Origin of the sequence: Algibacter pacificus (genome assembly GCF_008033385.1) — a bacterium.
GTDB classification, from domain to species: Bacteria; Bacteroidota; Bacteroidia; order Flavobacteriales; family Flavobacteriaceae; genus Algibacter; species Algibacter pacificus.
Genome location: NZ_VOGY01000003.1, coordinates 151,855 through 175,267 on the forward strand (window position 1 = coordinate 151,855; position 23,413 = coordinate 175,267).

Genomic DNA, 23,413 nt, shown 5'->3' on the forward strand with positions numbered 1-23,413 from the left:
AGTCGTTCACAATTTAAGTCGCTTAAACTATGGCAAAAGCAAAAAAAGAAACAAAAAGAGTTCAAAATTTCACAACATATATCCGATGGTTTTGGGTATTATTTTTAGGAGGTATACTTTCAATTATCTTAGTGTTTTTATTAGCCTCTTGGGGTGTTTTTGGCGAGATGCCCGATCATACTGTGCTAGAAAACCCAAAAACCAATTTAGCAACCGAGATTATTTCTTCCGACGGACAAACACTAGGAAAGTTTTATTTTAACGATAATAGAACACCGGTAGGATATAGTGAGTTGCCAGAACATTTAGTAAATGCATTAATAGCTACAGAAGATGCTCGTTTTAAGGATCACTCTGGTATAGATGCAAGAGGTACTTTACGTGCAATTTTTAAACTAGGTAGTGGCGGTGGAGCAAGTACCATTTCTCAACAATTGGCAAAACAATTGTTTCATGGCGAAGGTTCTAAAAATATTGTAGAACGTGTGTTGCAAAAAGTAAAAGAATGGATTATTGCTATTCGATTAGAGCGTCAATATACCAAAGAAGAAATTATTGCTCAATATTTTAATATTTACGATTTTTTAAATAATGCCGATGGTATTCGAAGTGCATCGAGTATATATTTCGATAAAGAACCAAAAGAGTTAAATTTAAAAGAGTCCGCTATGTTAGTGGGTATGTTTAAAAATTCATCCCTTTTTAACCCGAGAAGACGTCCAGAAATGGTTAAAGACAGGCGTAATGTGGTGTTATCTCAAATGTATAAATACGGTTATATAAATGAAGAACTAAAAGACTCTCTGCAACAAACAGACCTCGATTTAAAATATACGCCACAATCTCATAGAGATGGTATTGCTACCTATTTTAGAGGGTATTTAGATGGTTTTATGAAAGATTGGATTAAGAAAAACCCTAAACCAGATGGCACAAAATACGATTTATATAATGATGGATTGAAAATTTATACCACCATCGATTCTCGTATGCAAAAACATGCGGAAGATGCTATAGAACAGCATATGCCAAGGTTGCAAGCCGAGTTTTTTCATCAAAACACACCAAACCGTAACCCTACAGCACCTTTTTTAGATCTTGATAAAGATGAAATTAGGTTGTTATTAAATCGTAGTATGAAACAATCCGAACGTTGGAGACATATGAAATACGATTTAAAAAAATCGAATAAAGAAATTGAAGATTCTTTCAATCAACCAACAGAAATGACGGTTTTTGCATGGAAAGAAGGGAAAGCTTCCGAAATAGACACCATTATGAAACCAATGGATTCTATGCGCTATTATAAATCGTTTTTACGAACAGGAATGATGTCTATGGATCCAAGAACAGGCCATGTTAAAGCGTGGGTCGGCGGTATGAATTATCGTCATTTTCAGTATGATATGGTAAAACAAGGTAAGCGTCAAATAGGGTCTACCTTTAAACCTTTTGTTTACACGGCCGCTATGGATCAGTTACATTTATCACCATGTGATGAGTTGCCAGACACGCCTTTTTGTATAGAAGCTAATAAGTATGGTAACCCAGAAGAATGGTGTCCTAAAAACTCTGGTGGAGATTACGGCGGAACACGTACCTTAAAAAATGCTTTAGCAAATTCGGTAAATACTATTACAGCCCGTTTAATTGATAAAGTTGGACCGCAAACGGTAATCGATTTGGTTAAAAAATTAGGTATTGAATCAGATATTCCTGCGGTACCATCTATCGCTTTAGGAACAGCAGATATTAGTGTTTATGACATGGTTGGGGCTTATGCATCATTTGCTAATAAAGGCGTATATACCAAACCTGTTATGGTAACTACTATTGCCGATAAAAACGGAACCATTTTATATCAATTTAAACCAGAAACTCGCGATGTTTTAAGTGAAGAAACTGCCTATGTTACAGTAAAATTAATGGAAGGGGTAACCCAATATGGATCGGGAGGCCGATTAAGAGGAAAAGGACGCGATTCTTACAGAGCAGATTATCGTGAAATTATTACAGGATATCCATACGATTTTAAAAACCCAATTGCGGGAAAAACAGGTACAACACAAAATCAAAGTGATGGTTGGTTTATGGGTATGGTGCCTAATTTAGTGACAGGTGTTTGGGTTGGCGGAGAAGACCGCGCCGTGCATTTTCCAACTATTACTTACGGGCAAGGTGCTGCTATGGCCTTACCTATTTGGGGGGGTTATATGAAGAGTTGTTATGCCGATGAAAATTTAGATGTGTCCACAGCCGATTTTGAAGAGCCAGAAAATTTATCTATCAATGTAGACTGTTCTAAAATAGATGATGAAGGTGATACCGATGGTTATCAACAAAATATTGATACTCCGGACGATTTAGATTTCTAAAATATTATATTATAAATTTAATTAAAAACCATTCTGAAAAGGATGGTTTTTTTGTTTTTGAAAGTTTCTAACAACAGGTGTAATGCGTTAAATGATTATCCAACTCGTTGTTTGTCATAAAATAGAATTAATTTTTAGGATTCTTTTGAATTATTCGTAAATTTAAGCAGCTTTAAATGAAGTTTTTGTAAAATATTAAAGCATAAATCTAAAACCGATTCCTAATGATAAATAAGAAAGTAGAAAATGTTGATATCGCTCTTAAAGGCGTAAAAGATAATATGACTTTTATGCTTGGTGGATTTGGGCTTTGCGGTATTCCTGAAAATGCGATTTCGAAATTAGTCAGTTTAGGTGTTAAAAATTTAACCTGTATTTCAAACAATGCAGGGGTTGATGATTTTGGGTTGGGATTACTACTTCATAAAAAACAGATTAAAAAAATGATATCCTCTTATGTTGGGGAGAATGATGAGTTTGAACGCCAAATGCTTTCAGGAGAATTAGATGTTGAACTTATTCCACAAGGCACTTTGGCCGAAAGATGCCGTGCTGCACAAGCCGGTTTTCCAGCAATTTATACACCTGCAGGTTACGGAACAGAAGTGGCCGAAGGTAAAGAAACACGAGAATTTGATGGTAAAATGTATGTTTTAGAACATGCTTTTAAGGCCGATTTTGCTTTTGTGAAAGCTTGGAAAGGGGATGCTGCTGGTAATTTAATTTTTAAAGGTACCGCTCGAAATTTTAATCCTGTGATGTGTGGTGCTGCAAAAATTACGGTTGCCGAGGTTGAAGAATTAGTACCGCTAGGAACACTGGACCCCAATCAAATTCATATTCCAGGTATTTTTGTACAACGCATTTTTCAAGGAGCGCATTACGAAAAACGAATTGAACAGCGTACCGTGAGAATTAAAATATAAGAGATATTATTCTCGAGAAGTTTTAAAAATCTTGTAGGGTTGGTTGTAAGAATTCAGCTTGATATATAATTTAAATTAAAAGGATTTCTGCCTTCGCGGGAATGAAAAAAAATATTTATGTTAGATAAAACAGGTATAGCAAAGCGCATAGCTAAAGAGGTTCAAAATGGTTACTATGTTAATTTAGGAATTGGTATTCCTACTTTGGTAGCGAATTATGTTAGAGATGATATTGAAGTGGAATTCCAAAGTGAAAATGGCGTGTTAGGCATGGGACCATTTCCTTTTGAAGGTGAAGAAGATGCCGACATTATTAACGCAGGAAAACAAACCATAACAACCTTGCCCGGTGCTAGTTTTTTCGATTCGGCGTTAAGCTTTTCTATGATTCGTGGGCAACATGTAGATTTAACTATTTTAGGCGCCATGGAAGTAGCCGAAAATGGTGACATTGCTAATTGGAAAATACCTGGACGTATGGTAAAAGGTATGGGAGGTGCTATGGATTTGGTTGCCAGTGCCGAGAATATTATTGTAGCCATGATGCATACGAATAAAAAAGGCGAATCTAAACTCCTAAAAAAATGTACGTTGCCATTAACGGGTGTAGGTTGTGTAAAAAAAATTGTGACTAATCTGGCTGTAATTGAAATAACAGAGAGCGGTTTTAAACTTTTAGAACGTGCCCCAGGAGTTTCAGTAGAAATGATTAAACAAGCTACCGAAGGCGCTTTAATTGTTGAAGGAGAAATTCCTGAAATGCAATTTTAGCCCCGAATTATATTTATTTTCTTCTTAAAACGATTGAAATGTTAAAATATAATGCTTTTTATCGATAATATTTGTTTTTAATCTATTTCTATATGTTAAATATGTTATATTTATAAAACCCAAATAGACCAAGTTTAATTATAGATTTCCCCAAATCTACCATAAGTTAACCAATATGAATTTTGAATCAGACCTACCTGAACAACTTACTACAGTTAAAACGAGTAAGTTTCAAGAATCATTTCAAGGAAACTTATCATTTTTAAAAGGCCTATTTTATTTAATAAAGAAAATTTTCATGCTATAACCTCCCAAAGTTATAGGGTGATTTTCTTTTTAAATGCCTTTAGGAATGGCATCAATTAGTTTTTTAGTATAGTCTTTTTTAGGCGATTTGTAAATAACATCGGCATCGTCCAATTCTTCAATTTCACCGTTATTCATCACTAATAATTGATCGCTCATATATTTTACAACGGCTAAATCGTGCGAAATAAATATATAAGTAAACCCGAAATCTTCTTTTAATTCATTTAATAAATTTAAAACTTGGGCTTGCACCGAAATATCGAGCGCCGAGACCGATTCATCACAAACGATTAATTTAGGTTGCAAAGCAATGGTACGTGCAATACCAATGCGTTGGCGCTGCCCTCCAGAAAACTCGTGCGGATAACGATTAAAATAATCTTCAGATAACCCCACACGATTTAAAATATCGATAACTTTTTCTTTTCGCTCTTTAGTAGCGTTGAAAAGTCCGTGCACTTTCATCGGTTCCATAATCGCTTCACCAACCGGAATTCGAGGGTTTAAGGACGAATAGGGGTCTTGAAATATTATTTGAATCTCTTTTCTAAGTCTTCGTGTTTCAGTTTTATTGAGTTTGGTAATATCGGTGCCTTTGTATATAATTTGTCCAGCCGTGGCTTTATCGAGTTGAAGAATGGCGTTACCAAGGGTCGATTTTCCACAGCCAGATTCGCCTACCAAGCCTAAAGTTTCACCTTCATATAATTTAAAACTCACCTGATTTACCGCTTTAAATGAAGTCGGTTTTTTAAAGAACCCACCGCGTGAAAAATAGGCTTTTTCAACATTTATAATCTCTAATAAGGGCGGCTTGCTGTAAATTTTTTCGTGATTTTTTTTTCTGTCTTCGTCGGTTACCGTTTCTGTAGATATCGTATCCTCTAAGAAATCTTGAATGGTTGGTAAGGTTTTTAACCGTGTATCCAATGACGGTCTCGAATTAATAAGTGCTTTGGTATAGTTGTGTTGCGGATTTTTAAAAATGGTTTCAACGAGGCCTGTTTCAACCAAATTTCCTTTGTACATCACTAGCACATGATTGGCAATTTCAGAAATTAAAGCCAAATCGTGAGTAATAAAAATAATACTCATTTTAGTTTCGGCTTGCAGTTCTTTTAGCAGTGTTATAATATCTTTTTGAACGGTAACGTCTAATGCGGTTGTGGGTTCGTCTGCTATTAAAATATCGGGTTTACAGGCAATAGCCATGGCTATCATAACCCGTTGTTTTTGGCCTCCAGATATTTCGTGCGGATATTTTGAATAGGTGTTTTTAACTTCGGGGAGTTTTACTTTTTCGAATAAAGAAAGGGTTTCGTTTTCGGCTTCTTTTTTTGATAAATTGGTGTGCTGTAAAAGAATTTCTTGCACTTGTTTTCCGCAAGTCATCGACGGGTTTAAAGAACTCATAGGTTCTTGAAAAATCATGGCAATTTTTTTTCCTCTAATATTTTGAAAGGCTTTAGGCGAAATTTTGGTTAAATCTTCATCTTGAAACAAAATACTACCGGAAGTTATTTTAGAAATTTTCTTCGGAAGCAAGCCTAAAATAGCCAAAGATGAAACCGATTTCCCAGAACCCGATTCGCCTACGATACCTAAAATTTCATTTTCTTTTAGGTTGAAGGAAATATGGTGAATTACCTCGTTGCCTTTAAAAGCAATGGATAAATCGTGAACACTAAGAATGTTTTTCTTCATTTAAATATGAATAATTTCGTCGTTTGTTAAAATAGCATCACCTCGTAAACGTAAAAATATTTGTGCTACGGCAATGGTATCTTTTTCGCAATAAGTAACAATGCGGTTAATTTCATTGTTTTCGTAAAAAACACGATAGACTTCGCTGCCATCAATATCATCTTTTGGAGATGGAATTCCTAATACATGGGTTAATAATTTCAAGGAAGTATAGGATTTATAATCTCCAAATTTCCAAAGCTCGAGGGTGTCTAAATGTAGGACTTCCCATGGTTTTTTACCGAACAAATTTAATTTTTCAGGAATTTCAATAGCATTGATAATCATTCGTCTGGCGATGTACGGAAAATCGAATTCTTTACCATTGTGTGCGCAAAGTAAGTGTTTTGCATGATTAAAATGGGTGTTTAAAAGGTTTTTAAAATCGATTAGAATTTTGGTCTCTTCACCAAAAAAGGACGTGGTTCTAAAAGTTCGTGAATCTTCGGTTATTTTAAAATAACCCACTGAAATACAAACAATTTTTCCAAATTCGGCCCAAATACCGGCATGATCGTAAAATGCTTCGGCCGTTTCGTCATTTTTACGTTGGTATTGAGATTTATGTTCCCAAAGGGCTTGTTTGGTTTCATCTAAATCTGAAAAATATTGCGTTTCCGGAACGGTTTCAATATCCAGAAATAAAATATGTTCTAGGTTGAGCTTCCGTATCATTTTTCAAGCATTTTATAGGCTTCTTCAATGTAAATAGAAATATCGTCGGTAAAAGTTGCCACTTTTTTGATTTTACCTTTAGAATGTCCTAAGCGAACAATGATAATATTGTCATTAGGTTCTACAATAACGTATTGTCCTAAATGTCCGCGCATCATAAAAAAGTTTTTACCGTTTTGTTGTTTCATCCACCAACCGTAACCATATTCTGGACTTTCTTTAAATCGTGGCGTAATGGATTTAGCCACGAAAGCAGAATCTAAAATTTGTTTACCATGCCATTTTCCGTGGTCTTTATATAGTTTTCCAAAACGCGCAAAATCTTTAGCGTTACTAGCAATACAACAATAGGCTTTTACCAAATCGTGGCTCTCGCTATCTACTTGCCAAAGGGTTGGGTTTTCACTACCTAAGGGTTTCCAAAAGGATTCAGTTAAATAGTCGTATAGTTTTTTACCAGTCGCTTTTTCAATAGCCATAGCTAACATTTGGGTGTCGCCACTTGCGTATTTAAATGCTTTTCCGGGTTCGGTAACCACTTTTAAACTATTTACTACTTTTTCCAAATCATCGTCAAAATACGCCCGAGTTGTAATGGATAGCGGGGAATAGTATTTCTCGTCCCAATTGGTTCCCGAAGCCATACTCGATAAATCGCCAACGGTTAAATTAGCGGCTAAGCCCTCGCAAAATTCAGGTAGAAAATCGCAAACAGGTTGGTCTAAACTCTTAATATAGCCCTCTTGAATGGCTTTTCCCATAAGTCCAGACACATAACTTTTTGCCATAGAAAAGGAATTGGTTTGGGCGTTTTCATTAAAACCATCGTAATAATTCTCGAACCAAATGCTATCGTTTTTTATAATCACATAGGCAATGGTGCCATTTGTTTTATTAATGTTGTTTAAAGTTTCGGTTTCTTTTACGGTATTATAATCTTTATGTTCTGGCCAAGGTTGCGGTGTTCCGTTTTCAATAACTTGGTTGTCAAATTCTTTGTAATCTTCCAAATAGGCAGTAGTGTGGCCTTTTAAATATATGGTTCTAACCGCTTTTATTAAATAATCGGTATCTGTGATATAGAGTGTTAAAATGAGTAAACCGAATATTACGATAAGCGATTTAATGAGTTTTTTCAGGAATTTCATTTGTTTCGTTTAATAGTTGAAACTAAAGATAATAAAATTAGTGTTCATTTTGAAAATAGTTTAAATATTGCAAATTTTGGTGTTAAACTCTATAATAAACTGTTTGGAAAAAACAAATTTGATTAATATTGTTGTATACTTAATTTTAATATATTTTATGAAAAAAACTTTAATCCAATCGTTAGGTTTTGCTGTTCTTTTTTTGACAGGGATGAATACGGTTTCTGCACAAGATGTTTTAGTGAATTCACTTAAATTTAATGCAAGTGAAAATAGCAAAGATAATTTTAATTTTACTGAAGTAATTAATTTAGGGGCAACATCTATTAAAAACCAAGGGTCTTCAGGAACGTGTTGGAGTTATGCTACCAATTCGTATTTAGAGTCTGAAATGATTAGAATGGGTAAAGATCCAGTACAATTATCTCAACTTTTTACGGCAAGAAATGTGTATTTAGAAAAAGGGATAAACTATGTGCGTATGCACGGTGCCCTTACCTTAGGTGAAGGAGGTGCATTACATGATGTTATTAATATGTATCGCGAATATGGAGCTGTTCCAAGATCGGTTTATACAGGTTTAAACTACGGAACGGATAAAAATAAATTAGCAGAAATGTCTACTATTTTAAAATCTGTTTTAGATGCTGTTATTAAAAATCCAAATGGCACATTAACACCAAATTGGAAAACAGCATATGCCGCTGTTATTGATTCGTATTTAGGCGATATTCCTGAGAAATTTAATTACGAAGGCAAAACATACACACCTAAGTCTTTTGCTAAAGAAGTCGTAGGGGTTAATCCAGACGATTACATACAAATGTCTTCATTTACAAACGTTCCATATTATGAAAAAACGACTTTAATGGTACCAGATAACTGGGCTTATAATCAGCTTTATAATATAAAAATGGATGAAATGACCGATGTTATTGATAATGCTTTGAAAAAAGGTTATACCGTAGCATGGGCAACAGATGTTAGTGAAAAGAGTTTTAGTTGGAAAAATGGAATAGCCTATGTTCCTGCTGTAGAATATAAGGATATGACTGAGCAAGAGCGAAAAACCATGTTTAATGGTCCAAAACCAGAACTTGAAATTACTCCAGAAATGCGTCAAGAAGCTTTTGATAATTATCAAACAACAGACGATCATGGGATGCATATTGTTGGTATTGTAAAAGATCAATTAGGAAAAGAATATTACATTGTTAAAAATTCTTGGGGGGAAAGCAACGATTATAAAGGGTTTTTATTTGTAACGAAAAACTTCGTGAAATATAAAACAACAGCATTTATGGTTAACAAAGCAGGAATTCCTTCTGATATTGCAAAGAAAATAGGACTTTAAAACACTTGTTTTCAGCATAAAAATTTAAACCCGCAATAAACTTTTATTGTGGGTTTTTTAGTCTTGCTTTATAATTTAGAATAGCGATAATTGTTTGGTCGTGTTTTCGTGATTTAAAAGCCATTGCTTTCGGCTTAATCCACCAGCATAACCGGTTAAACTTCCATTGCTGCCAATAACACGATGACAAGGCACAATAATCCAAAGTGGATTTTTACCGTTGGCATTGGCTACGGCTCTAATAGCTTTTACGTCGCCCAATTGTTTTGAAAGTGCTAAGTATGATGTGGTTTTTCCGTACGGAATTTTCTCTAAAGCCTCCCAAACTCGTTTTTGAAAATCGGTGCCTTGGGCATTTAATTTTAGGTTGAATTGTGTGCGAAACCCTTCAAAATATTCTTGGAGTTGCATGACGCAATCTTCCAATACTACCGGGATAATATCGGTTACTTTTTCTTCAGAATTTAAAACCGTAACCTGCGAAATACCATCGGCATCACCAACAATTTTAGTGCATCCTAAAGGCGATTTGATGATGCAGGTTTCCACTATTTTTTAGGATTAGATTCATCATCAAAAATACCAAGCTTTTTAGCGCGCGATTCCCAGCTTTTTCTGGCCAGATGTTGCAAGTCCGACACGTGATCGCTTTCGTCCATAATTTCTAAACCTAAAAGGGTTTCTATCACATCTTCCATGGTTACCAAACCACTTACGGAGCCGTATTCATCGACCACTAAAGCCATGTGGTTTCTAGTTTCTACAAGTTGTTCAAATAGTTTTGGGATGGGTAAATTTCGGTCTACAATAATAATGGTTCGTTGTAGTTCCGATAGTTTTTTAGTGCCATTTCCTAAGGCCATTTCTCTAAAAACTTCATCCTTTAAAACCAGACCTGTTATATTATCAGGATTATTAGAATAAATAGGAATTCTTGAAAAACGTAAATTCAAATTTCTATTAAAAAAATCTTCAACGGTGGCGTTTTCATCTTCGGTTAACATGACTGTTCGTGGCGTCATGACGTTTTTAGCAAAGACCTCTTTAAAAGTTAATAAATTCTTGATTATTTTACTTTCGTTTTCTTGAAAAACACCTTCCTCCTGCGCCATATCGGCCATAACTAAAAAACCTTCGCGACTTAAAACACTACCGTGACCTTTACCGCCAATAAGTTTGGTGGTAAGTTGAAGAATCCATAAAATCCCCGTCCATTTTAACGGAAAAATTAAAACAACTAAAGTTTTTGCGGTGAAATTTGCCAATTGTTTCCAATAGGTTGCACCAATGGTTTTCGGGATTATTTCCGAAGCTACTAAAATTAGCAAGGTCATAATTGCCGAAACAACTCCTACGGTGTTTATACCCCAAAATTCAATTTTATAAGGTAAACTTTCGGCTTGAATTCCAACCATCATCGCACCTAAAGTATGAGCAATGGTGTTTAAAGTTAAAATAGCAATTAGCGGTTGATCGACATCCTTTTTTAAGGATTCTAAAGTTAAGGCGTAATCTTTGCCTTCCTGTTTTTTAACATTTAAAAAAGTGGGTGTTACACTGAGTAAAACGGCCTCGAGTATAGAACATAAAAAAGAAAAGAAAACGGATATGGTTGCCCAGAAAATTAATGCGCTCATTAATGGTGATTTAATTAACCGCTAATTTACAAAATCAAACAACACCATGTTTGTAAGAATTTATTTTATATTGTGAATCTTGTTGATAGGCTCCTTTTTAAATAGAAAAATGTACACCTCGTTTTTTATCTTAAAAGATGATATATCTACTATGAGTTTCCGTTGTGCCTTATAGTGGATAGAGCAATAGTTTTGATTGCTTTTTACGTTTCTATATCTATTGAAATAGTAGGAGGGGATAACAAAAAAAACGGTAAAATAGGGTATGTTGAAACCTATTTTACCGTTGATAAAAAGATTGAAAAGTAGTCGCTATCAATCTTGTTATTTATACTGTTGAGGGATAATTAAGTTGAGGTCAATTTAACCGTTTAAAATTTTCACCACATCTTTAGCAAAGTAACTCGCGATAATATCAGCGCCAGCGCGTTTAAAAGCCATGGTGGTTTCCATCATCACTTGATCGTGGTTTAACCAGCCTTTTTCAGCAGCAGCTTTTATCATAGCATACTCTCCAGAAACTTGATATACCGCCACAGGAACGTCTACTTCATTTTTTATATCTCGTAAAATATCTAAATAGGAAAGTCCTGGTTTTACCATAACAATATCCGAACCTTCATCAATATCCATTAGGGTTTCGCGTATCGCTTCTATTCTATTGCCGCAATCCATTTGATAGGTTTTTTTATCTTTTGGCACATCAACCAAATCAACAGGAGCAGAGTCTAGCGCATCACGAAAAGGCCCGTAAAAAGCCGAGGCGTATTTTGCCGAATAACTCATAATCCCGGTGTTTTTAAAGCCTTCGTTTTCTAATAATTGACGGATTTGTAACGTTCGTCCATCATTCATATCACTAGGCGCTACAAAATCGGCACCAGCTTGTGCGTGTGTTAAAGCCATTTGCGATAATACTGCAGCCGACTCGTCGTTTATTATCATCCCGTTTTGTACAATACCATCATGCCCAAAAGAAGAATAAGGATCTAGCGCAACATCCGTCATCACTAACATATCCGGACAAACATTTTTTATGGTTTTAATGGCGCGTTGCATTAACCCGTTTGGATTTAAGGCTTCTGTACCTTTATTATCTTTTAAGTTGTCAGGCACTTTTACAAAAAGTAAAACTGATTTTAATCCAAGGCTCCATAATTCTTTTATTTCACCTTCAAGCAAATCTAAACTGTACCTAAAATAGTTTGGCATCGACGGGATTTCATCCTTAATACTTTTGCCTTCAACCACAAAAAGAGGTACTAAAAAATCGTTTGGCGTTATTGTAGTTTCTCTAACTAAGCTTCTAATGGCTTCGTTGGTTCTCAATCGTCTATTTCTTCGTAATGGATACATTGTTTTATTACTTTTAATGTCATACAAAGTTAAGAATTTATACCCTTTTATAAGGTTTGAAGGGTTTCGATTTTTAGAATTTAACTTTAATTGGGAAAGTTTTTCGGTGTTCTGAATTTTAATAAAAATGGATGAAGCATAAACAATTTTTCAACTGTTAATTTTTGAATTACTTGCTGTAACCTAAATAAGTCCAGTGGTCATTCTCTTTTATAAAAGCCGATTTTTCATGGATAATATCAACTTTTCCGTTCTCGAAAAAGTAAGCGTTAAAGGTTACTGTGCCTTTGGTATCGGTTTTTTTACCTTCGGAAGTTTCAATAATTTCTAGTTTTATCCATTTTACAGATTTTGCCCAATCGACAATAGCTTTTTTCTCTTTAATGGGTCTGGTGGAACTGTGGTGACTTGCCATTAAATAATCGCCGTTTGCCAAAACAAAAGCCGAATATCTTGAGCGCATAAGTTGTTCGGCCGTTTGGGCATCGGCTAAATTTTTATGTGCTTTTTCGCAACATTCGGAATATGGTTTTTGGGTTCCGCAGTAGCAGTTCATAGCTTATAAATTATACCTACAAGGTTTTGAAAACCTTGCAGGAATTTGGTTTGTGTTTTGTGCGATATTGTATTCCTTTTTTAAACCCAATCTATTGGGTTTTGTAAAACTTCAATTAATTTTTCTTCTTCACTTCCAGCTTCGGGATGATGATCGTAAACCCACTGCACATGGGGTGGTAAACTCATTAAAATACTTTCTATGCGACCGTTGGTTTTTAATCCGAAAAGGGTGCCTTTATCGTGTACTAAATTGAATTCTACATAGCGTCCACGACGAATTTCTTGCCATTTGCGTTGGGCTTCAGTATACGGTAAATCTTTTCTTTTTTCTACTATGGGAGCATAGGCTTCTAAAAAGCTATCACCAACTTCGCTAACAAAGTTATACCAGTTTTCCATGCTCATAGATTCTGTCGCTTTACAATAATCGAAAAATAAACCACCTAAACCACGACCTTCATTACGGTGTGCATTATAGAAATACTCATCGCAACGGGCTTTGTATTTTGGGTAAAACTCAGGGTTGTGTTTGTCGCAGGCTGTTTTACAAGTTTGATGAAAATGCTTGGCATCGTCTTCAAATAAATAATAAGGCGTTAAATCTTGTCCGCCACCAAACCAGCTATCCACAATTGCGCCTGTATCATCATACATTTCAAAGTACCTCCAATTGGCGTGTACGGTTGGTACCATGGGGTTTTTGGGGTGAAGAACTAAACTTAATCCGCAGGCGAAAAAATTAGCGTCTTTTACGTTAAAATGCTTTTGCATGGTTTCTGGCAATTCGCCATGAACAGCAGAAATATTCACACCGCCTTTTTCGAAAACAGCGCCGTTTTCTATAACACGTGTGCGTCCGCCGCCGCCTTCGGGACGTTCCCAGGTATCTTCTTGAAAGGTTGCTTTACCGTCAACTTCCTCAAGTTTTGAGGTGATACGGTCTTGAAGGTTTTGTATGTATTGGTAGAATTTATTTTTGATAGTTTCTGGGTTTTTATTAAGACCTGTCAGGTTTTGGAAACCTGACAGGTCTGATTCATGAGATAGTTTGAAATTATTTTTATTATCAAAAAGGTTTAAAATGTATTTTTTGTTTTTTGAAAGGATTGTGTTTTTAATATAAGTATGGTAGGACGTAAATTTATAAGTGTAAAAATTTCGAACAATTTTATGATTTTCTGGATTTTTATGAACATAAAGAACGAGGTTTTTTAAATACCTTTCATTATGTATTTTAATCCTTTTGTATGGTCTTTCAAACAAACTTCCTGTTCTATTTTGTTGCCTATTAAAGGCTTTTGCGTAAGCATTAAATAAGTTTGAAAATGCTTGGGTAACAGTTTTATCATCTTCAATTATTTTTACAATAAAATGAAAATGATTGTTCATTAAACAATAGGCTAAAATATCCGCTTTATTATTTAGATGTTTTTCAATGAGTTTTAAAAAATAAGACATATTATCATCAGTTTTGAAAATAACGGTACTGTTAATTCCTCTGTTGAATATGTGATAAAAGTGGCCTTTTTCTAATTTTTCTAGCGCCATATATTACTGTTTTGGGCATTTAAGACCTGTCAGGTTTTGAAAACCTGACAGGTTTACGGTACATCTTACTCTACTTCATCATACAACTCATAAAGTTCCATGTCTAAAGGCGCTTCGTTTGGAGGTGTATGTTCGTTTTTTAATGTTTTTATCCAAGTGAAATTGTTATTTTTTGCAACTGCAACACTTGCTAAATTATCTTTATGCACAATGATTTCTAGGGTTTTTAAACCTAAAACGTCAAACGCGTAATTGGATAATAGTTCTACTGATTTTGTGGTGATGCCTTTACCTTCAAATTGATAGCCAATACAATAGGCGAATTCGGCTTTTTTTGTAATCCAATTAAGTTCTTTGATGTAAACTAAACCAGCAATATCATTAGATTCTTTTTCTTTTATGGTGAATAGAAATTCCTCTTTTAATTGCGATTGTTTCACTTTTTTATCGGTAAAACGTTTGGCTAAATCGGGTGTTAAATTTTCTTGTAATGTTTTTGGAAAATACCGTTTTAACCGGTCGTCGTTTGCTGAAATAAAGTTGCATAACGGCCAAGCGTCGGAAGGTTTTAGTGGTTGTATGTTGAAGTTATTAAAGCTAAGCTGCATGAATTTTGTTGGTTTTTAATTCTAAAGCATTAACCGTTTTTATAGTTGCCGCAGTTACTGATAAAGGTAAAACTAAAATAACACCAATTATAGGAATTAATAAAAATAGAATAAAAATGATACCGTTTCCTATGGCTAAACCACGATGTTTACGAACAAACTGTGTGCTTTTTTTGTATTGAAAATGGCGTTCTAAGGTGTAATCCATATTACCAAAACCAGCATAATAGGCTTGTAAAAGAAACAGTAATACCGCGGAAAAAATATTTACAACGGGAATGAATTTTAAAACAAGTAACGGTATGGTTAAGAGTAATTCCATAATTAAATTACGTGCGTTAATTTTAATACCGCGCATTAATTGTTGGAAAAATGTGGTGTTTCTATTCGAGTTGGGTGGATTCCCTGTAAGATGTGCTTCGATTTTCTCGGAAACTGGACTCATAAATGGCGCTGATAAGGCCATAATGATGTGTTTAAAGAGAATAAGTCCAATAACTAGAATAACGAGACCGCCAATAAACTTACTAACGGTGTTAAAGGTGTTTTTACCCCAATCCCAAAGCCAAATTTTGGAAATGAAGTTTCCAATATTATCGGATAGCCCATAGGCGGAACCAAAAATAAGGACTGCTGTAACTACGCTAATAAGCATAGGAATAGCAAAGTATTTCCAGAGTTTGAGTTTTGATATTAAACTGAAAGCACCGAAGTATGCTTTAATGCCTAAAATTATGTTTTTAATCATGATGTTGGCTTTGCGTTAGGGATTGTAGCGGCATCCTTTTTTGTTTTTTCGCAAAAAAGATACAGCGTAAAGCCCGACCTACTTTTTTATAACTATTTGTAGCATGTTAAGCCCAAAAGTTACTTAAAAAAGTAGGTAACGCCCAAAAGGTTTTAACTTTTATATTCTTTTACGGCATCGATAAATGCGCGTGCATGGTCTATTGGGATGTTTGGTAAAATACCGTGCCCAAGGTTTACAATGTATTTGTCTTTACCAAATTCGTTAATCATTTGATGTACCATTTTCTTGATTTCGGCTGGAGGCGAAAACAGGCGTGTTGGGTCGAAATTACCTTGTAATGTGATGTTTCCGCCGGTTAAATAACGGGCGTTTTGTGGAGAACAAGTCCAGTCGATTCCAAGTGCCGAAGCACCAGAATTTGCCATTTCGTTAAGGGCAAACCAGCAGCCTTTACCGAAGGTGATCACTGGAGTTTCATCTTTTAAAGCATCGATAATTTGTTGGATATATTGCCAAGAAAATTCTTGATAATCTACGGGAGAAAGCATGCCACCCCAAGAATCGAAAACCTGAACCGCGTTAACGCCAGCTTTTACTTTTTCTTTTAAATAGGCAATAGTGGTGTCTGTAATTTTTTGCAATAATCCGTGTGCCGCAATAGGGTTTGTGAAACAAAATTCTTTGGCTTTATCGAAAGTTTTGCTGCCTTGGCCTTGTACGCAATAGCATAAAATAGTCCATGGCGATCCTGCGAAACCAATAAGCGGAATCTCGTCGTTTAGTTTTTCTTTAGTAGCTTTTATGGCTTGGTAAACGTAGTCTAATTCTACGGTAACATCGGGAACAATAACATTATCGACATCTTTTTGTGTACGGATTGGGTTTGGCAAATAGGGCCCAAAATTAGGTTTCATTTGCACTTCGATGTTCATGGCTTGTGGAATGACCAAGATATCGCTGAATAAAATAGCGGCATCCATACCAAAACGTTTTATGGGTTGTACGGTTATTTCACTGGCAAGTTCGGGTGTTTGGCAACGTGTAAAAAAGTCGTATTTGGCTTTAATTTCCATGAATTCTGGCAAGTATCGCCCTGCTTGACGCATCATCCAAACTGGAGGACGCTCTACAGTTTCACCTTTTAATGCTCGTAAAAATAAATCGTTCTTTATCATGTTATATATTTTTATTTCTTAAATCGTATTCTTCTTGGCCCATGCAATAATTTTCAATGTCTTTGTTGTTTCCGTAAACGACTAAAATATCGTTTTCTAGTACTTTTGTTTCGGAATTTACACGGCCAATACTTTCTTTTATAATATGTTTTTTACCAATGATATTGCGTTTTTCTATTTCGCGGATAATGGTAATTAATGTCAACTGAAATTTGTTTGTGGTATCGAGTTCCTTTAAGGTTTTTCCGAAGAAATCTTTTTTGGCTTTGACTTCGGAAATCGTGAAATTATTATCTAATTGATAATTTTCTAAGGTGGATTTAAAGTTGATTTGTTTGGTTAATCTGTTTGCTGAATCGAGTTCTGGGTGAATAATACTATGTACGCCCATGGCTTCTAAAACCGTATCGTGAATAGGAGAAAGTGCCCGGCTAATAATTTTTACATCGCATAGTTTTTTAATAATTGCGGTGGTAATTATAGCGGCACCTTCGTTTTCGCCAATGGCAACAATAACTTTGTCGGCATCTTTTAATGGCACGGCATTATAGGCCAATTCGTTGGTGGAGTCCATGCAAATGGTATGAGAAATTTGGTCTTTAAGCCGGTTTATTTTCTCCATATCCTTGTCTATAGCAATAACTTCATTGCCTGTTTCGGTAAGGCTTAATGCTAAGGCGTTTCCGAAATTCCCGAGTCCAATAACTATTATTTTCATCTGTTAATTTTTTTAGAGTAACTATTAGTTAATCAAAATATTTTCTTTTGGATACTCATAAAACTGATGATTAACTTGACGCATTAATCCAATCATTAAGTTGAGCATTCCTATCCGTCCAATAAACATGACTAAAATTATAACATATTTACTAGGTTCGGTTAATGTTGGTGTGAAATTTAAACTTAACCCCACGGTGCTATATGCCGAAAAACACTCGAAAGCCACGGTTAGTAATGCGGTGCCTTTAGGTTCGAAAATTAAAAGCGCCATAATAGAAAAACCAATCACTATAAGGGAAATTGATAAAATAGCAAAGGCTCGCGATGTGGATTCTGCCGAGAATCGTTTTCCAAAAATTTCAATACGGCTTTTACCTTTTGCAGTGGCAATAATATTTAAAGTTGCTAAAGCAAAGGTACTGGTTTTTATACCACCACCGGTAGATGCTGGAGAGGCACCAATCCACATTAAAAATATAACGAAAAGCAGTGAAGGTATGGTCATTTCACTGTAATCGATAACGTTAAACCCTGCTGTTCTTGGTGTTACCGAGCTAAAAGCGGCATTAGTTAGTTTGCCAATAATGGTGGAGTGCTCCAACATGGTGTTGTTGTATTCTGAAATAAAGAAAAACACCCAGCCTACAAATAATAAAATAGAGGTGGTATAAATTACTATTTTGGTGTTTAAGGTAATTATAGGAACGCGTTTATGAATAGCATTTCTATCAAATATTTCTATAAATAAGACTTTAATTTTTTTGTAGAAGTTAAACATAATATTATGTCCCAGACCACCAAAGATGATAAGCATCATAATAATCCATTGAAAACCGTAGTTAAAACGGATGCTTTGTTCAAATAATCCAGACGGTAAAATCGAGAATCCGGCATTACAAAATGCAGAAATAGAATGGAAAACTGAAAAGAATAAGGTGTCCTCAATGACCGCATTATCTTGTACAGTAAAATAAATAAAGATAGCTCCTACAAGTTCTAAAGACATGGTGAAGGTTACCACGTTTAGCGCGGCTCTAAAGACATCTTTTAAGCCATCTTGGGCTATAAAATCTTTGGTGTTTAAACCTTCTTTAAAAGAAGAGCTTCCTCTAAAAAAAAATGCGAAAAAGGAGGTAAACGTTAAAATTCCTAATCCGCCCAATTGAATTAAAACCAGTATGATAGATTGTCCTACAATGGTAAAATCGTGACTCGTATCTAAAACAGCTAAGCCCGTTACACAAACGGCACTTGTTGCTGTAAAAAGTGCATTTGTAAATGTAATACCATTTAAAGTAGCACTTGGTAACATAAGTAAAAAGGCTCCTAGAATGGCCAAAATTACAAAACTACCTACAAAAACAATGGCGGGGTTAAAATACACTTCATAAATATACCGCACCAATACCAGTAACCTTAAAAGGAAATACAAAATAAGCCCAAGTTCTAGTATGGGCTTTATTTTTTGTAAAATATAATGGTAGTCGTATTGTATATGCGTTAACGAAACTACTATAGAACTTATGAGTAAAATAGAGATGATTGATATATTAACTATCGCAACGCGTTTATTGTTTTTATACTTGTAAATAAAAAGTTTTACCGTATTAAAAACTAATAATAGAATGGATAATGTAATTAAACCAAAAACATGTGGTGATGTATAGTTGTCGGCATGGTCGTAACCAAAATCAAAGACAATAAAAAATAGTACGATAATATCGAAAAAACGATACACGTAATTTAATAAGGATTGTTTCTTTAATTTAGGCATTTTAAATCTAATGATTTATAACGAAAACCTGCTTTAAACTATAGGCTATAAAGGTATTAAATATAGTGTTCGTTTACTAATTCAATAACACTTTCTACCGTTGGTACTTTTGCTACACGAACATCTTTAAAATGTTTTCTAGCCTCAGCAGCAGTTGTTTCGCCTATACAAAAAGCGATAATTTCCTTTTTGTTTTTCTGAGTAAAGCTCTCCACGGTAGATGGACTGTAAAACATCACGGCTTCAACCGAATCGTTAACTTTTACGCTATCATATTTAGTTTGGTAAGCTTCTATTTCGGTAACTTTAATATTGTTTTCGCTTAAAATTGTTGGTAGAGCATCTAATCTAATGTCGCTACAAAAATAGGTTACTTCTGCCCCTTCCATATATTCCACTAAATACGCTGCTAATTTTTTAGCATTATTTTCGGTATGTGTAACTTTTCCAATTCTGTTTTCAACTAAACGTTTCGTTCTGCGGCCAACACAATAAATATTTTTAAACTGTAATTCTAAAGCCGAATAGTTTGTAGTTAGTGATTCTACCGTATTTTTACTGGTAATCACTACATTTTGAATTTCATTTTTTAACAACCTTGGTTGGATACGGTTTAAACTAATTTTAACCACATCGGTACTTTCAGACTTTATTTTTTCATGAAACAACATACGTTGATCTTCAGTTAACGATTTTGTAGAATACACATTCGTTTGTCTGTCCGCATCTTTAATGTTATCCATTAAACGTTTTCCGCCGCGTTCAATTACAAAATCGGCGCAATATTGTGCTATATCGTTGTGCTCTCCTAGTTTTTTAACACGGGTAACATCAATACGTTTTGTTCCATCCGGACTTAATAAAACACCTGTAAAAGTTATTTCTTCGTCTTTTAGTACGGCTAAAGCACCAATAGGGGCTGTACAACCACCTTCTAATTTATTTAAAAAATCGCGCTCAATAGTGGTGCAAATTTCGGTTTCTTTGTCGTTTAGTTCTGTACAAATCGCTCTTACTTCTTCATCTTCTTCCAAAGCAGTAATCATAATAGCACCTTGAGCTGGAGCCGGAATCATCCAATCTAAATTAATGGCTTCTTCGGGTCTTACGCCTATTCGTCCAATACCAGCAGCGGCAAAAATGGCGCCATTCCAATTACTATCTTTAAGCTTTTGTAAACGAGAATTTACGTTACCACGTATATCTGTAATGGTGTGTGTAGGAAAACGGTTTAGCCATTGTGCCCGTCTGCGTAAACTACCGGTTGCAATTACGGCATCTTTCGATCCTAAAAACTCTTCATTGTCTTTAAAAACTAAAGTATCTTTTACATTTCCACGTTTTATAACGGCAGCTTGCACAATACCTTTTGGTAAAAGTGTTGGCACATCTTTTAAGGAATGCACAGCAATATCAATATCGTTATTAAGCATTGCGATATCTAGTGTTCGGGTAAAAACACCCGTGATGCCTAACTCGTAAAGGGGTTTATCTAAAACTAAATCGCCTGTAGATTTTACAGGCACTAATTTTGTTTTATGACCTAAATGCTCAAGTTGACTTTGTACTATTTTGGCTTGCCATAACGCTAATTCGCTATCACGAGTACCAATTCTTATAATTTTAGACATTTTTTGTAGAAGGTTCTAATTGGAACACTTTTTTAATAAGTTCAAGACTTTCGTCTGTAGGAACGTCATCATCTTTTAAATGATGCGCAAAATGGTTTGTTATTTTCTGAATGATATTATTGCTAATTATTTCGGCTTGTACTTCGTTAAAATCGGCCATTTTTTTACGTTGCGTATCTAATTCGGCTAAAGCAAAATCGTTCAGTTTATGTTTTAAAGCTTTAATAGTTGGTGCAAACTTTCGAGTTTCTAACCAATTATTAAATTCTGTTTTTACTTCTTCTATTATCGCTTCCGCGGAAGGAATATGTTGTTTTCTAGCTTCAAGTGTTCGGTCGGTAATTTGAGATAAATCATCTAAATGCACCAATTTCACACCTTCTAATTCTAAAACATTTTCATCGACATTTTTAGGAATCGATAAATCTAAAATTAAAAGTGGTTTATTACTTTGAATAATATGTTTGTCTATCGTTGGACGTTGTGCACCGGTGGCGACAATTAAAATATCCGATTCGCTAATTTCTTCTTGTAAATTCGAATAATCTTTTACAACTAAATTAAATTTTCCCGCAACTTGCTCGGCTTTATCTTTAGTTCTATTTATTAAAGTAATATGTTCGTTTTTGGTGTGTTTTACCAAGTTTTCACAAGTATTACGACCAATTTTACCTGTTCCGAAGAGTAGGATGTTCTTGTTTGTAATATCTTCAACGGCATTAAAAATATATTGTACCGAAGCAAAAGATACCGATGTGGCACCCGATGAAATTTCGGTTTCATTTTTAATACGTTTACTAGCTTGAATTACGGCGTTCACCAAACGTTCTGAAAACGGATTAAGTAAACCGTGCTTTCTTGATAGTTTGGCACTAATTTTTAACTGACTAATAATTTCAAAATCACCTAAAATTTGGCTGTCTAAACCAGAGCCTACACGAAACATATGCGATATAGCATCCTTGTTTTTATAGACATAGGCCACTTCTTGAAACTCATCAACGGTTCCTTTGGTATTATCGCAAAGTAATTTTATAAGTTGAAAAGGGTGCTGAGCAAAACCATAAATTTCGGTTCGGTTACACGTAGAGGTTACTACTAAACTTTCAATATGATTAGCTTTAGCCTGATTTAAAAGCGCAACTTTGCCTTCTTCGCTAAGACTAAAGTGTCCGCGAATATCTGCATCGGCTTTTTTATAACTTAAACCAATAGCGTAAAAGTAATTACTTTTCGAAATATTGTACTCTTGCATGCGTTAATTAAAATGTGAGGCAAAAGTATAGGGATGATAACTTAAAAAGTAACGCTCAATGAACTTTTAGTGTCGTTTGTGGTTTTTTAGCGTTGTTTTTTCTTAGTAAGTGATAAATATCTTATTTTTACAAGGAAATTAACGGTTTTTAATTGTTTAATTTAGAATTAATCTAAATAATTAAGGTGAATGAATACTGTAAATGCTCCAAAAAATAACGCTCAAAGGTCTTTTTTAGAAACAGAAGTAGGTGAAGGATTTTTTATTTTAACCTATAAAAACGACGACTATGAGGCGCAAAACATTGTAAAAGATATACATAGTGATTTTATACAATTTCATTTCTGCATTAAAGGCTCTAGCCAATTTATATTCAATGAAGGGCGATACACGTTAAATATTCTCGAAGAAAATTCTTTGCTTTTGTATAACCCGCAACGTAATTTACCAATAAATTTAAAAGTGGAACCACATTCTTGGATGGTTTCTATTTTAATTTCTATTAAAAAATTCCATGGGTTGTTTTCTCAAGAAGCGGGGTACATTACTTTTTTAAGCGGCGATAATAAAGACAAAAAGTATTATAAGGATGGCGTAATTTCGCCATCTATGGCAATTGTATTAAACCAATTGATTAGTTTTAACTTAAATCAATCTATAAAAAAATTATATTTTAAAGGAAAAGCTTATGAACTTTTAAGTTTGTATTTTAACAGAAGCGAAGATGCTAATGTGGAACAATGCCCGTTTTTGGTAGATGAAACCAATGTGATAAAAATTAGAAAAGCTAAAGATATCATGGTTTCTAGAATGGCAGAGCCTCCAACTTTACAAGAACTAGCCGATGAAATAGGTTTAAATATTAAAAAATTAAAAGAAGGTTTTAAGCAAATTTATGGCGATTCGGTTTTTAGTTTTTTATTCGACTATAAAATGGAGTTTTCTCGTAAGTTATTAGAGGCAGGAAACGACAATGTAAATGAAGTAGGTCTTAAAGTGGGTTACAGTACATCGAGTCATTTTATTGCGGCCTTTAAAAAGAAATATGGCACCACCCCTAAAAAATATGTGATGTCGCTAACACCTTAAAATGAGAGTA

At 34.6% G+C, this 23,413-nt stretch carries 20 protein-coding genes; 5 read left to right on the forward strand and 15 right to left on the reverse strand.

From position 1 onward, the window contains the following. Window positions 1-29: 29 nt before the first annotated feature. The 3 genes from FQU21_RS05875 to FQU21_RS05885 all read left to right on the forward strand — a co-directional run bounded on the left by FQU21_RS05875 (window position 30) and on the right by FQU21_RS05885 (window position 4,072). Entirely contained in the window at window positions 30-2,375 is a 2,346-nt protein-coding gene (locus FQU21_RS05875; RefSeq protein ID WP_147677067.1) for a penicillin-binding protein 1A, read from the forward strand. A 224-nt stretch (window positions 2,376-2,599) separates the two neighbouring features. Beyond that, window positions 2,600-3,301 (forward strand): CoA transferase subunit A, encoded by a 702-nt coding sequence (locus FQU21_RS05880; protein WP_147677068.1) that lies wholly within the window; start codon window positions 2,600-2,602, stop codon window positions 3,299-3,301. A 117-nt stretch (window positions 3,302-3,418) separates the two neighbouring features. Continuing rightward, on the forward strand, window positions 3,419-4,072 hold the full coding sequence (locus tag FQU21_RS05885; protein WP_147677069.1) for a CoA transferase subunit B: 654 nt from the start codon (window positions 3,419-3,421) through the stop codon (window positions 4,070-4,072). Between the two features lie 336 nt (window positions 4,073-4,408). Here FQU21_RS05885 and FQU21_RS05890 read toward each other — a convergent pair whose 3' ends face one another. From FQU21_RS05890 to FQU21_RS05900, 3 genes are read right to left on the reverse strand one after another with little or no spacing between them, the layout of a single operon-like run. Next, a complete protein-coding gene (locus FQU21_RS05890; RefSeq protein ID WP_147677070.1) occupies window positions 4,409-6,085 on the reverse strand; it encodes an ABC transporter ATP-binding protein in 1,677 nt (558 codons plus the stop codon). Beyond that, window positions 6,086-6,799, reverse strand: coding sequence for a 3'-5' exonuclease (locus tag FQU21_RS05895; protein ID WP_147677071.1), 714 nt, complete (start codon window positions 6,797-6,799; stop codon window positions 6,086-6,088). Beyond that, entirely contained in the window at window positions 6,796-7,947 is a 1,152-nt protein-coding gene (locus FQU21_RS05900; protein WP_147677072.1) for a serine hydrolase domain-containing protein, read from the reverse strand. The genes FQU21_RS05895 and FQU21_RS05900 overlap by 4 nt, the downstream gene beginning before the upstream one ends. Window positions 7,948-8,104: 157 nt before the next feature. Between FQU21_RS05900 and FQU21_RS05905 the strand changes: the two genes are divergently transcribed. After that, entirely contained in the window at window positions 8,105-9,301 is a 1,197-nt protein-coding gene (locus FQU21_RS05905) for a C1 family peptidase (protein WP_147677073.1), read from the forward strand. Window positions 9,302-9,376: 75 nt separating this feature from the next. Here FQU21_RS05905 and FQU21_RS05910 read toward each other — a convergent pair whose 3' ends face one another. The 12 genes from FQU21_RS05910 to hemA form a co-directional block, all read right to left on the reverse strand. Beyond that, window positions 9,377-9,850: a methylated-DNA--[protein]-cysteine S-methyltransferase gene (locus FQU21_RS05910; protein WP_147677074.1), complete on the reverse strand. Its 474-nt coding sequence runs from the start codon at window positions 9,848-9,850 to the stop codon at window positions 9,377-9,379. Beyond that, a complete protein-coding gene (locus FQU21_RS05915) occupies window positions 9,850-10,938 on the reverse strand; it encodes a CNNM domain-containing protein (protein WP_147677075.1) in 1,089 nt (362 codons plus the stop codon). The genes FQU21_RS05910 and FQU21_RS05915 overlap by 1 nt, the downstream gene beginning before the upstream one ends. A 363-nt stretch (window positions 10,939-11,301) precedes the next feature. Next, complete coding sequence (hemB, locus tag FQU21_RS05920) at window positions 11,302-12,294, reverse strand: porphobilinogen synthase (protein ID WP_147677076.1); 993 nt, start codon at window positions 12,292-12,294, stop codon at window positions 11,302-11,304. A gap of 169 nt (window positions 12,295-12,463) precedes the next feature. Then, the gene (locus FQU21_RS05925) at window positions 12,464-12,850 is read right to left on the reverse strand and encodes a YchJ family protein (RefSeq protein ID WP_147677077.1); all 387 of its coding nucleotides are present in this window, start codon (window positions 12,848-12,850) and stop codon (window positions 12,464-12,466) included. Between the two features lie 80 nt (window positions 12,851-12,930). After that, window positions 12,931-13,833 carry an oxygen-dependent coproporphyrinogen oxidase gene (gene hemF / locus FQU21_RS17685; protein WP_246124785.1) on the reverse strand — a complete coding sequence of 301 codons (903 nt, stop codon included), beginning with the start codon at window positions 13,831-13,833 and terminating at the stop codon, window positions 12,931-12,933. Window positions 13,834-14,465: 632 nt separating this feature from the next. Beyond that, window positions 14,466-15,008 carry a GNAT family N-acetyltransferase gene (locus FQU21_RS05935; protein ID WP_147677079.1) on the reverse strand — a complete coding sequence of 181 codons (543 nt, stop codon included), beginning with the start codon at window positions 15,006-15,008 and terminating at the stop codon, window positions 14,466-14,468. Continuing rightward, on the reverse strand, window positions 14,998-15,756 hold the full coding sequence (locus FQU21_RS05940; RefSeq protein ID WP_147677080.1) for an EI24 domain-containing protein: 759 nt from the start codon (window positions 15,754-15,756) through the stop codon (window positions 14,998-15,000). The genes FQU21_RS05935 and FQU21_RS05940 overlap by 11 nt, the downstream gene beginning before the upstream one ends. Window positions 15,757-15,908: 152 nt before the next feature. Beyond that, a complete protein-coding gene (gene hemE, locus FQU21_RS05945) occupies window positions 15,909-16,934 on the reverse strand; it encodes a uroporphyrinogen decarboxylase (RefSeq protein ID WP_147677081.1) in 1,026 nt (341 codons plus the stop codon). 1 nt (window position 16,935) lies between these two features. After that, on the reverse strand, window positions 16,936-17,652 hold the full coding sequence (locus FQU21_RS05950) for a potassium channel family protein (RefSeq protein WP_147677082.1): 717 nt from the start codon (window positions 17,650-17,652) through the stop codon (window positions 16,936-16,938). Window positions 17,653-17,676: 24 nt separating this feature from the next. After that, complete coding sequence (locus FQU21_RS05955; protein ID WP_147677083.1) at window positions 17,677-19,428, reverse strand: TrkH family potassium uptake protein; 1,752 nt, start codon at window positions 19,426-19,428, stop codon at window positions 17,677-17,679. A 56-nt stretch (window positions 19,429-19,484) separates the two neighbouring features. Then, a complete protein-coding gene (gene hemC / locus FQU21_RS05960) occupies window positions 19,485-21,059 on the reverse strand; it encodes a hydroxymethylbilane synthase (RefSeq protein ID WP_147677084.1) in 1,575 nt (524 codons plus the stop codon). Beyond that, window positions 21,052-22,314: a glutamyl-tRNA reductase gene (gene hemA, locus FQU21_RS05965; RefSeq protein ID WP_147677085.1), complete on the reverse strand. Its 1,263-nt coding sequence runs from the start codon at window positions 22,312-22,314 to the stop codon at window positions 21,052-21,054. The genes hemC and hemA overlap by 8 nt, the downstream gene beginning before the upstream one ends. Window positions 22,315-22,503: 189 nt before the next feature. Here hemA and FQU21_RS05970 point away from each other — a divergent pair, with 189 nt between their 5' ends. Then, on the forward strand, window positions 22,504-23,403 hold the full coding sequence (locus FQU21_RS05970) for a helix-turn-helix transcriptional regulator (protein ID WP_147677086.1): 900 nt from the start codon (window positions 22,504-22,506) through the stop codon (window positions 23,401-23,403). Window positions 23,404-23,413 lie beyond the last annotated feature (10 nt).